The organism is Segetibacter sp. 3557_3, assembly GCF_004354985.1.
In the GTDB taxonomy this organism is placed as follows: Bacteria; Bacteroidota; Bacteroidia; order Chitinophagales; family Chitinophagaceae; genus Segetibacter.
Genome location: NZ_SMSK01000009.1, coordinates 53,375 through 65,428 on the forward strand (window position 1 = coordinate 53,375; position 12,054 = coordinate 65,428).

Below are 12,054 nucleotides of genomic sequence, written 5' to 3' on the forward strand. Positions count from 1 at the left end.
AACATAGAAGTCAATCCGGCATTGCATACGGTGCTGACCTGAACTTTTCCGGAGCGCTTGCTGTTCTAACACAACTTCCGAATAAACGTATGATTAAAATCGCTTACGATAAGATATATGCACATCCTCTACCCGAAGGACATCGCTTCCCTATGTTGAAGTATGAACTCATACCGGAGCAACTTCTGCATGAAGGCAGCATCACAAACGCCAATCTTTTTTCTCCCCAACCATGCAACGAAGATATCCTGCTGCTGACGCATGAAAAAGCCTATTACGAACGAATCAAAAACCAGGAGTTGTCGGCCAAAGAACAACGGGAAATTGGGTTTCCGCAATCACCCGGACTTGCGCTCCGGGAAATCCGCATAGCACAGGGCACCATTGATTGTTGCCATTATGCTATGGAGTTTGGCGTAGCGTTGAATGTTGCCGGAGGCACCCACCATGCGTATGCAAACCGGGGGGCAGGATTTTGCCTGTTAAACGATATGGCTATTGCCGCGAACTATTTATTAAAGGAGCAACTTGCCCGGAAAATTATTATCATCGACCTGGATGTACACCAGGGAAATGGAACGGCAAAAATTTTTGAACATCAGCCGCAGGTATTTACGTTTAGTATGCATGGCGCCCACAACTACCCTTTTCATAAAGAAAAAAGCGACCTGGATGTTCCCCTCCAGGATGGCACCGACGAACCAACCTACCTGGCCATACTGTATGAAACCCTGCCCGCATTGCTGCAAAAAGAACAACCTGATTTTGCCTTTTATCTGTCGGGGGTAGATATACTGGAAACGGACAAATTTGGAAAGCTTAAAGTAACCATCGATGGTTGCCGTAAGCGCGACAGGTTTGTTTTCGAGCAATTACAGGATAACAAAATCCCGGTTGCGGTTGCAATGGGTGGGGGTTATTCACCCGACATCAGAAACATCGTAGAGGCGCATTGTAATACCTTCAGAACAGCATTGGATCTTTATGGTGATAGCTAGAAAATAATAATCTTGCTTGCCCTGTCAAAGCCAGGTAAAAAGTTATATAGCGTTGATGGTAGCTGACACAGTTAAGCTCAAATTATGGGTGCTAAATAATTCTCAGCACAGCAAACTTCATGGTCGGTTCTTTAATGGTGCAGAAATAGTCGCATAGATGCTAAGCAGGTAATTTCGTATCAGCGTTATAATCGGTAAGCACATAGTTCGTAACGGCCGTAGCAAGAAAAGCAAGGTGAAAAGTTCTTGTTTTCCGGTGTTTGCGCACAAATCCCGCAAAGCTGAGGGCAGCTAAACCTAGCAGGAAAGCTGCATCAGTTTTCTGGTGGGTTTTCATACTGAGCACAGGTTTTATTGCTGCCGGGGTATCTGTGAGCGCATTAATGATACCAAACGTGCCTCCGAGCACCATATAAACATTCCTGGCATTTGCATCTAACCCTAACGCTGCAGGACCGGCAATCTGAATCCCGGAAAAAACATAATCAACTATGCCATGAATGGCTGGTGTTACAGGCTTATTCATTTCTCAGTTTTATTAGCTATGACAAAGCCCATACCAACCGGAAACCAGATGCTACGGAAAGAATTCAAACATTCCGGATCGTCGGCCATCACCCATTTGCAGGTAACCAGCAAGTCAAGGTGCCATAAGCCCGAACCGTTACCCGCTCCCCTATTGCTGAACCTTGGCGGTGACCAGGTTATAGTGGTCAACAACCTTTTTAAAGTTGTCCTCGCTTTTTTCCTGGATCCTGCTTTGCCTGATGAATGTGCTGATGTCCCTAAACTTGTCGGCAAAGATGTCTCCAAAGTCTTTTACCTGTTTTACCCGGTTAAAGGACTGATTAGCGTATACAAAAAATTGGGGAGTCGTTGTAATGGTTTGCTCAGTTGTTGCCTGGCCATATGGGGTTGACTCGCTGACATTTTTCTTGTGCAATTTATAGAGTGATGCTTTTCCCTCTACCAGGAGTTCGTACCAGGCTTCCGGCACCTTAGCCATTGTGTTGAATGTTGAGGGATGAATGAATTTATAAGTTTGCCCGAATGCGTCGGTGAGGACAACCCGGGTTACTTTATTGTTCGCAATAAACTCTTTACCGTTTTCATCCCGGAATTGTACTTCGTTGCTTAGCAGGTTAAGCTTAACTGCCATCGGGCGCTTTGATAAAACGTGAATAAAGTTGCTCGGAAGGTATTCATCTTTGAAGAAAGGTGATCCCTGCACAACCCTTACATACTTGTCGAGCAGGATGGGATTACCATTGACCAGCTGCACACCTACGGGCAGTTGATTGGTGGAAACATCAACAACCCTTTGTGCCTGTAAACTGATCATATAAAAACAGCAAATAATCAGGCTGATTGGCTTATACATAATTTAGTTTTAAAGCGTTTAAAGATCTGGTATTTCAATGCAGCATCGTAAAGTAATCAATCCCATGTTCCCAGCCGGATCAATTGCCCGGCGATGATCTGTACTCCCCCTTTTTGCAAAACACTTCACCTGTTGGAACCAATTTACGGTGATACCTTTATTGAGCAACAATTTGGATAACGGTATCATAAGGGTCTAATGCAACATCGTCCATCCTTATCGAGAGTCCTTCATCAAGTTGCTTATGTTCGAGTTTGCGGCCTCCCTGCATTAATTGCACACCGACCACTTTTTCCTTCAATCCGGGCACCACTATCTCTGCTGTTTCTGGTTTACTGAGCACATGCACAAAAATCGTTTTGCCTTTCCTGGTCACCACACCCCACTGCTGTGGTGTTACGAGGTTTCCCCTGGTACCATAAATGCTGTTGCCATTTTTCGCCATCCATCGACCAACAAGCGCAAGGGTGTCGGTGAATTCAGACTGGATTTTTCCATTCGGCATTGGTCCGACGTTCAAAAGAAAGTTGGCGTTTTTACCAGCGGCGTTTACAACATAGTGAATGATCCGCTTTACACTTTTATAGCTCGTGTCCTTGATGTTAAATCCCCAGCTTCCGTTAATGGTTTCGCAGGTCTCCAATGGCAGCGCGCCAATTTTTGCCGTTGCACTATATCCTCCTTTGTTTTCGCCAGGTAAATCTTTTTCAAACATTTGGAAGTCTTCCCCCGCGAAGGGCGCGAGGTGATGATTATTGCCCACCAGTATGCGTGGGTTTAGTTTATGGATGAGCGCGTATATTTCATCGTAGTGCCAGTTGGCTGTTGGTTTCTCCCAGTGCCCGTCGAACCATATGCCGCGGATGTTTGGATAATTGGTGATGAGTTCAGTAAGCTGGGTTTTCATGAATGTGATATAACTGTTCCAGTCGGTATCCGCAGGAACGCCATTGACAACAGGTTTTCCAAACCCGTAATCGTCACGCCCCCAATCAAGCAAAGAGTAGTACAGGTTAAGTTGAATTCCTTCTTTTAAGCACTCACTTGCCAGTTCGCGTATGGGATCTTTTTTGTATGGGGTGGCGTCCACAATGTTGTATGGAGATGCTTTGGTTTTAAACATACTAAAGCCATCGTGGTGACGCGAAGTGATCGTAATGTACTTCATGCCAGCCTGCTTGGCAAGGGCCACCCAGTCCTTCGCATTAAAGCCTTCCGGGTTAAAGAAGTCTGCTAACCGTTTGTAATTTTTGTAGGGTATTTTTTGTTGGTGCATAACCCATTCGCCATTACCCATGATGCTGTAGATACCCCAGTGGATAAATAAGCCAAACTTCATATCCTGGAATCTCTCCCGCTGTTCAATGTTTTCAGGCGAAGGGGTATAATGCGCTAAATATCCAGGCTGTGTTTGTGCAAAAAGGTTTGTTGTAACAATCAAGGTAAATAGGGAAAGGAACACTTTTTTCATGTCAGGCTATTAATGAGTTGCACGTATAAAGTTAATTGCCGGGCGGGACGATTTTAATCAAAGTTTTAAGGGCAACGTGTCATGCAGGTTTTGAACTAAGCTACTTCTTCAGGGATTTTTTACACCAGTTATGCGGGGCCTCCCTGCTTTGGCTTTCAGTATCGGATCAATCACCCCGAATTCATGCATAGTGAAGTTTCTAAACCCAACAGCAAGTGCTTTCGAACCCGGTGTAACCCTGTAGTCAAAGGCCCCGGGATCAACAAACTGCGGATCGCCGGCAAGGCTGTTTCTATCGGTTGCAAAATTTTGAACCGCAATTAAGGCGGCAGGTTGAATAAAAAAATTGCTGTCGACTTTTCTACAACATGCCTGCATACTTAATGGGGCGTATTCAGCGGCAACGATGTTATTAGCAAATACATCCCTGCTGTTTACATACCACACCTGCGGATGAAAAGTGCTGTTCAACAGGATATTGTTTTGCAGAGCCCGGTAAAATCCTGTGCTGAGTTTCAATCCACCATTCAGGCAAAGATTTTCGTAAACGCGGTAGTTACTGCTGCCGTCACCGAGGTTTATAGCCCAACCATGTTTGGAATGAAAACGATTATTCCGGATGGTTATAGGTTTAATTACATCTAACAAGGGTAACCCGGGATCTTTTCCCACCAGGGCATCTACATCCGTTATGCCGGGGAGCCAAAAACGGTCTCTTCCCTTAGAAGAATATGCGCCATGGTCGCCGCCTGAAAGAACAGTGTTATAAACATCATTGTATTCAAAGAGGTGACCACCCCAACAACCGTCGCCGACTTCGATACCGGCCCGGGGTACGTCATGGATGGTATTATGACTTATGGTGATATCCAGGGCCATACTGATCTGCACACCTGCGACCATTCGTTCTATGGAGCCCAGGTGTTGTATAAGGTTATCGGTTGCGCGGCACAATGCAGGGTAATTGTTGGTTTTTGGCCCTGGCGTTTTATCCATCTTGTCAATCCTAACTAAGGCCGCGTATCCAGATGCAGGTATACGTACCGCGCGGGGATCACCTACAAATGCAATAGCGGTTCCTCCAATATCGTGCATGTGGTTGTGTTCGATGGCAACGTTCCGGTTGTACCTGCTTACCAACACCGCGTTTCCACCGAGCCATTCAAAAGTACAATTGCTGATGGTAATGTTTCTTGCCCCTTCGGTAACGATTGCTCCACCGCGATAGATCGTAAGATCGCTTCGAAGCAAAGGCTCCCTCGGAAGCATAAACGTGCGGTTGGTACCAGTGAACATAACCCCGCTGATGCTGATGTTTGAAACCGCATTTTCCGCGCTGCCTGTTACCCGAATGATATCATCAAGTACTGACCTTTCAAATACCGCAGTTTTAATGTTTAATCCATCTGGCGGGTACAGGTACAGTACGCCTGTGGCGGGATTGTAAAACCATTCCCCGGGTGCATCCAGTTCTTCAAATACATTTTCAACAAAGCGATGTTCCTTGTGCATTGTTGCAGTTCGGTTACTTTGCCAGCCACCTTCAAGCAATAGACTGTCGCGGCTCCTACCCTTAATCCGGTAATGCAAGTCGCCCAATGCCGTATCCAAAGCATGCACGTAGCCACCAATAGGATTTGCCCAACGTTTCACCCGTTGTGCACTTATTGCGTCTGCTGCTGTACTGTTTAAGAACGCTGCCGTACTGTCGAAGTTGGGATAACGTGCCATCAGAAGCGGTTTGCCATTACAAAACAACCGGTCCAGCTGTAGACCGGGCACGAGCGTAGCCTGCAGGATCGTTTGGGTGTAAGACCTCCACACGGGGTTTAGCCTGGTGCTCCCCGAGATAACTGCCGCCTCATGGTTATAAGTCGTTATCTCAAGCTCGTGATTGTTTACAAGTTCAGGAGTAAGCGCTATGGTTTTGGTGGTATGGTATCTGCCTCCGCGTAAGTAGATGACGACCTTCTTGCTTTTTGCCATGGTCACCTTTGAAAGTGCTGCCTGAAGGGAACCCAATGGTTTAGCCAGGGTACCCGGGTTGGCAACGCTACCTTCTGGTGAAACATAAAAGCGATCCTGTGCATTGCCGGGGATCATCAAGATCATCAATGCCAGCAAAGCAATCATCTTGTCGGGCATACGTTTGTTCCGTTAGTATTGAATATACTGCAATGTCTTACCGGTTTCGCCAATCTGGTAACAGGCGCAGTTCAGGTGACCAGCAACGGTCACCTCGCAGCCTGAACTGGCTGCAACTTCCGGATTACCTTACAAAACATCAACTTAGCTGTGTCCCATCTGCAGTAGTTCCTCCTGGAGTTCAGCCGTCAGCTGCGAAGGAACAATCAGAAAATCATGTATGGTTAATCCCGCCTCTTCCATGGTAAGTTCCTCCCAGGCCTGCTGTTTCACAGCCTGCCCAATCCAATCCAATGAGGCACCATCGGGTTCTTCATCTTTAGGCAGAAAGTAGGGAGAGCTCGACGGATCATTACCGTCCAGCGTTAACAGGTCCCAGTAAGTAAAAACTTCTGCATTTTCTTCTGTAATGCGGTAAATCTGCGGGTTTAATGGCATGATGGTGTTTTGCGACAAAGATCGAATTTCTGTGCAAGCGGATCGGATTTTTATTAGCTGTTTTAACAGGTAAAAAAGGGAGAACAAAGATATCGTGGAAACCGGCAGAATAGCCCCGGAGTAACATCACCGCCGGGTTGCGGCCTTAATTCGTATACCGGGCTGTTTTATGCGCACGGGATCACCTCCCTAAGCCTGCCCGACTCCCGGTCGTAAGTTTATTTTGCCGATTATACTTCAGCAATAAACTTTCGATCAGAATCCTAGTCATTAGCCTGACAAACAAACCATCCCGCTGATTATCATACCTGCCTATAGTTGCCCCGGTGAACGATTAAAGAATACTGCATTGTCGTTTTTCCGTAACTGCTTCCCCGCACGCAATAAAGTCGGGATGTTGCAGCGCACAAGCAACGAATACAGGTTTGGCGGGATCATGTTTTTGCAACAGCAGCCTAATGCATAACGCTATGAGAAAGATTACACCGGCTTACCTCTGTTCATTGAGCATCAACGAAATGCTGAATACGGTTTCCGATTTTGCAATACCATTATCCTCCGTATCAACCTCAACCACCAAGGCCGTTTTATATGCCATCGACGGCTACTACATCGAAATACTCACCCACACACAGGGCTCGGCAAAGAGCATTAAATTTTTTGAAGATGGTGAAGAGCTCGACAAATACCTGGATTTGATTGACCTCGGCAAGCTGTTACCCTGATCCGCCACTTTCTCGCACCTGGAAGAGACTATGTACAACGGCGATCGCCGGGATAGCATACACTTTATTTACAACTGTCCGCAATAAACAAGAGAAGCACGGGCAACGTTTATGTCCTAACAAGGGCTTATTCCGGTTTGCCGGGGCTTTTTCGCGTAAACCGGTTAAAGCGATGCAACGAAGTATCAATACCGGTGCGAGGAATGACAGGGGTTTCTAGCGCTGAAATTCAAACCTCGCCAGGCCTGTAGATTACTCCCGTATGTTTGTTGGGTTCCAAAATATGCAATGCTCCGTCTTCAGCATAAATGTTGGCTATACAAGAATTATTTTGGGACCAGCCGCACTGCTTTGTGGAACATCGTTGCCACGTCCGCCCGGCCAGCCATTCGGACGGGCTCGCTTGTACTGCAAATCCACGCTGAGAAAAGGCAGAACATGTGGTTACTAGGCAACGTTTGATCCATTCCATCGCGTGTCTCTGTTCTAAGAAGAAATTTCATTCAGGACAAGCGAGTCGCGGTAGATACCTTTGCAGGGTTAACGCCCTAAGTCGCGGATTTCACCCTGATGTACCAACAGGTGTAGTGTGTTTGGTTACTGCATCTCCGACTTATTCTGAACAGGATTAATTATTTGGGCTTTAGCACTACACAACGGCCTATACTGTCGGAAGGCCATTCTTTCCGTTTGGCGTTTAAGACATTATCAAAGAATTAATGGCCATCTTAGATAACCGGAAAGCAGCATATCATAATGAAAATAGTTCCGACATTCGCTTGCAATTTGCGTTACAACCCCCTTCAATCACAAAACCAGGTTTAGATGTCGATAAACAATGAGTCAGAGTTAGCAGGAATGAAAAAGGCAAGCGAGGCGGTTGCGCATACGCTTGGGGAGATGCGGAAATATGCCCAACCCGGCATGAGCACAAAAGAATTAGACGAGTTTGGCGCAGCGATCCTTAGCCGTATGGGCGCAAAGTCAGCACCTTTTGTTACCTATAAGTTCCCGGGATGGACGTGTATTAGTGTGAATCATGAATTTTGCCACGGCATTCCCTCTGAAAAAACCAAACTCAAGGAAGGCGACCTGATCAATATCGATGTTTCTGCTGAACTGGATGGTTTTTGGTCAGACAACGGGGCTTCCTTTGTACTTGGTAACGACATCAACAAACACCAGAAATTGGTTGACAGCTCCGCTGAAATTCTTAAAAAAGCAATCTTCAACATCAAAGGGGGCGTTCGAATATCCGACATTGGCTTCCTCATCGAAAGCGAGGCGCGTAAAAAGGGCTACCGGGTAATAAAAAACCTGACCGGTCATGGCATTGGCAGGAGCCTCCACGAAGAACCCAGCGAAATTGCCAACTACCGTGACAAAATGAATTTTCGGCGGTTCAAGAAAAACTCGGTTGTGGCTATCGAGACCTTTATCACCACGAAGTCGACCTATGCCGAAACGCTGGCCGATGGTTGGACAATGGTTGGAGATAAGGGCGGATTTATGGCACAACACGAGCATACTATTGTAGTTACCGATCAAGCGCCAATCATCCTTACCGAAATGAACGGGATCTGGAACTAGTTGGGAGCGTTGCTGCTAACTTACCAATACCAGGATGAAACTTTTAGACGACCCTAGGTTCCCTCCAAATCTCCGTAAATGGAGTGGGGTTGAGCATGGCGGGTTAAACTGTCTGACGCTTAAAGGTGGATCTTTTTGTCCTGCTGCCGGAAACGTTTATTTGTTTTGACTACAACAAACGCAGATCTGGCTACGCCTGTTGAGTGTAGGTTACAAAGCTTTGCAGTTCATCAAAAAACAGCAAAATGAAATTTATTGTAACCGGTTCATTGGGCCATATCAGTAAGCCACTGGCAACAAGTTTGGTTGAAAAGGGTCATGCGGTCACCGTTATCAGCAGCCAGGGGGCTAAGCAAAAAGAAATTGAAGCACTCGGCGCCGTAGCCGCAATCGGCTCACTGGAAGACCTCTCTTTCCTTACACAAACGTTCACCGGTGCGGATGCCGTATATAGTATGGTTCCACCCAATAACTACTTCGATCATAGCCTCGACCTAATTGCTTACTATCGAGGACTCGGCAGCAACTATGCGAACGCGATTGCACAATCCGGAGTAAAACGCCTGGTACACCTGAGTACCATCGGGGCCGATCTTGAAAAAGGTTCAGGTATACTGCTGGGTGCCCACCACGTTGAAGATATCCTGAATGAACTATCACCTGAAATCGGCGTTACTTTCATGCGCCCCACTTCCTTCTACTACAACTTATACAGTTATGTAGACATGATCAAAAGCGCAGGGGTTATTGCCGCAAATTATGGCGGAGACGACATGGTTCCCTGGGTGTCACCTTTCGATATTGCCGCGGCGGTAGCCGAGGAACTCCTGACACCGTTTAAGGGTAGAAAAATCCGGTATGTAGCAAGTGAAGAAGTAAGCTGCAACGAAACTGCTGCCGTGCTGGGTGCAGCCATCGGAAAACCTGGATTGAAGTGGAATACGATTTCGAATGAACAAATGCAAACGGCTTTAAAGTCTGCGGGAATGAACCCGGAAATTGCTGAAGGCCTTGTTGAAATGTATGAGGGTCTTCATACGGGTAACCTGTTGGCAGACTACTACCATAACAAACCTGCAGTAATGGGCAAGACTAAACTTAAGGATTTTGCAAAGGAATTTGCCGGGGTATACCATAAAACAGAAAATAGTTAGTTGTGGCAACTCAACAACCCGTAACCATAAATAGCATTACCGAATTTCACCAATTGAGGGGATATCCAAGGCCGGAACATCCGCTCATCAGCGTGGTCAATTTCGATCAGATGAAAACGACACCGGAAAGTGAGCCGGTCAATATTGTACACAGCTTTTATTCGGTTGCACTCAAACGATGTTTTCATGCAAAGATGAAATATGGACAGCAGGAATATGATTTTGATGAGGGTGTAATGTTTTTTATTTCCCCGGGACAAGTATTCTCCATACATGCCGAAAAAGATGTAAAACATTCAGGGTGGTCGTTACTGGTTCACCCTGATTTTCTCTGGAACACTCCCCTGGCTCAAAAGATCAGGCAATTCGAATATTTCAGTTACTCGGTACACGAAGCATTGTTTCTTTCCGAAAAGGAAGAAAAGACCATATTAAGCATTATGCAGAATATTGAAAACGAGTATCGGGCTAATATCGACAGGTTTAGCCAGCAAGTCATCATTGCCCAGCTTGAATTGTTATTCACCTATTCGGAGCGGTTTTACGAGCGCCAGTTTATCACAAGAAAGATCAGCAATCACCGTGTGCTTAACCGTTTGGAAGAACTACTTACCGCATATTTCGCAGGTGATCAATTGGCAAAGCGGGGACTGCCTACGGTTCATTACGTCGCGGACTCCTTAAACATATCGCAAGGATACCTGAGTAGCTTGCTTAAAACCCTTACGGGGAAAAGTACACAGCAGCATATCCAGGATAAGCTCATTGACAAGGCGAAAGAAAAGTTATCGATTACCGACCTTTCCGTAAGTGAAGTTGCATATGAACTCGGCTTTGAACAACCGCAATCGTTTAGCAAACTGTTTAAGCTCAAAACAAACCTTTCCCCGCTTGAGTTCAGGCAGTCTTTTAACTGAATTGTTTACCAACATGTTCAGAGAGCAATCATCGCCTGATTTCCTGATCAACCAGCGATTTGTTGTATTTATTCCTGTAATCAAGTGGCGACATTCCCGTAATTCGCCTGAACACTTCGCGGAATGCCTTTACATCTGAATAACCCACCTCGTACATTACTTCATTCACCGTTTTACGACTTGTTTCAAATGCTCTTTTCGCTGACTCTATCTTTACCCGTTGTGCATACTCAACAGGAGTATTGCCGGTTGCTTTGATAAACCTCCGATCAAAGTTTCGTCTGCCCACCAAAAAACGGGTCGAAAGGTGTTCAACAGAAATCTTTTCGTGCAGCTTACTTTCGATATAGGCTTGTGCTTGCCTGACCATATCGTCGCCATGTAATTTTTGACCGGTGAAGATCGTGAAGGGCGACTGGCTCTGCCGGTCTATTTCTATCTGGAATACCTTTGAACAAAAAATGGCGGTCTGCCGATCGTAATATTTTTCCACGAGGTAGATCATCAGATTAAGGAACGAATAAGCCCCACCATTTGTATAAATACCGTTTTCATCCGTGATCAGTTTGTCTGTCTGCAGATTTACTTTTGGAAACAAGGTGCTGAACTGCTCAGCAACCGCCCAGTGTGTGGAGCAGCTTCTTCCATCCAGCAAACCGGTTGAAGCAAGAAGGAATGCCCCGGTACAAATGCTTGCAACCTCAGCCCCGTTGTTATATTGTTGTGCTATCCAATCGATCATTGGTCCATTATCCTGCACCGCCCGTTCATAATTGTGATTTAGCGACGGAATGATAATAAGATTGGTATTTTGAAGACCCGCTATGGTGGTGTGCGGCTTGACCGCAAATAACCCTTCGTAGTATTCCACCGATGTTGAAATGCCCGCAAGTTCAACCTTGAAGACTTCTTTTCTTCGTGCCTCTTTACAATAGGTATTAGCACGGTTGAATATTTTGTAAGCGCCCACAATACTGCTCAGGTTATTGTATTCACCTTCGGGTACCAGGATGGTAAGATGTTTCATTTACAAAGGGGTGGGTGTAAACAATATCATTTTATCAGTGATTTCTTTTGCTAAGCAGTTGCTCCGTTGCGTAATGCTGCCGGTATGAATGTACTTTAGCGAAGTTGGGACAAGCATAAAATTAACACTGCACCTTGCACAGGTTTAATTCTGTAATTGGCCGGGCTTTCAAACGAAGGTACAATATTGCAATGTCCGGATCAACCCG

11 protein-coding genes are annotated in these 12,054 nt (G+C 45.9%); 5 read left to right on the forward strand and 6 right to left on the reverse strand.

Translation table 11 applies throughout. The annotated features are described in order from the left end of the window. Positions 1-89 precede the first annotated feature (89 nt). Entirely contained in the window at positions 90-998 is a 909-nt protein-coding gene (locus EXU57_RS14470; RefSeq protein ID WP_133268941.1) for a histone deacetylase, read from the forward strand. A gap of 160 nt (positions 999-1,158) precedes the next feature. On the opposite strand, the gene EXU57_RS14475 is transcribed toward EXU57_RS14470, so the two are convergent. The 5 genes from EXU57_RS14475 to EXU57_RS14495 all read right to left on the reverse strand — a co-directional run bounded on the left by EXU57_RS14475 (position 1,159) and on the right by EXU57_RS14495 (position 6,433). Next, on the reverse strand, positions 1,159-1,524 hold the full coding sequence (locus EXU57_RS14475) for a hypothetical protein (RefSeq protein WP_133268942.1): 366 nt from the start codon (positions 1,522-1,524) through the stop codon (positions 1,159-1,161). A 150-nt stretch (positions 1,525-1,674) separates the two neighbouring features. Then, on the reverse strand, positions 1,675-2,379 hold the full coding sequence (locus EXU57_RS14480; protein WP_133268943.1) for a hypothetical protein: 705 nt from the start codon (positions 2,377-2,379) through the stop codon (positions 1,675-1,677). A gap of 157 nt (positions 2,380-2,536) precedes the next feature. After that, positions 2,537-3,850, reverse strand: coding sequence for an alpha-L-fucosidase (locus EXU57_RS14485; RefSeq protein ID WP_133268944.1), 1,314 nt, complete (start codon positions 3,848-3,850; stop codon positions 2,537-2,539). Positions 3,851-3,958: 108 nt separating this feature from the next. Then, on the reverse strand, positions 3,959-5,995 hold the full coding sequence (locus EXU57_RS14490) for a right-handed parallel beta-helix repeat-containing protein (RefSeq protein WP_243745603.1): 2,037 nt from the start codon (positions 5,993-5,995) through the stop codon (positions 3,959-3,961). A gap of 144 nt (positions 5,996-6,139) precedes the next feature. Further along, the gene (locus EXU57_RS14495) at positions 6,140-6,433 is read right to left on the reverse strand and encodes a hypothetical protein (RefSeq protein ID WP_133268945.1); all 294 of its coding nucleotides are present in this window, start codon (positions 6,431-6,433) and stop codon (positions 6,140-6,142) included. Positions 6,434-6,903: 470 nt separating this feature from the next. Here EXU57_RS14495 and EXU57_RS14500 point away from each other — a divergent pair, with 470 nt between their 5' ends. The 4 genes from EXU57_RS14500 to EXU57_RS14515 all read left to right on the forward strand — a co-directional run bounded on the left by EXU57_RS14500 (position 6,904) and on the right by EXU57_RS14515 (position 10,819). Then, positions 6,904-7,158: a hypothetical protein gene (locus tag EXU57_RS14500; protein ID WP_133268946.1), complete on the forward strand. Its 255-nt coding sequence runs from the start codon at positions 6,904-6,906 to the stop codon at positions 7,156-7,158. Between the two features lie 825 nt (positions 7,159-7,983). Then, complete coding sequence (map, locus tag EXU57_RS14505; protein ID WP_133268947.1) at positions 7,984-8,748, forward strand: type I methionyl aminopeptidase; 765 nt, start codon at positions 7,984-7,986, stop codon at positions 8,746-8,748. Positions 8,749-8,993: 245 nt separating this feature from the next. Further along, positions 8,994-9,902 (forward strand): NmrA family NAD(P)-binding protein, encoded by a 909-nt coding sequence (locus EXU57_RS14510; RefSeq protein WP_133268948.1) that lies wholly within the window; start codon positions 8,994-8,996, stop codon positions 9,900-9,902. A gap of 2 nt (positions 9,903-9,904) precedes the next feature. Then, positions 9,905-10,819, forward strand: coding sequence for a helix-turn-helix domain-containing protein (locus tag EXU57_RS14515; RefSeq protein WP_133268949.1), 915 nt, complete (start codon positions 9,905-9,907; stop codon positions 10,817-10,819). Positions 10,820-10,847: 28 nt separating this feature from the next. Here EXU57_RS14515 and EXU57_RS14520 read toward each other — a convergent pair whose 3' ends face one another. Beyond that, positions 10,848-11,846, reverse strand: coding sequence for a GlxA family transcriptional regulator (locus tag EXU57_RS14520; RefSeq protein WP_133268950.1), 999 nt, complete (start codon positions 11,844-11,846; stop codon positions 10,848-10,850). Positions 11,847-12,054: the final 208 nt, after the last annotated feature.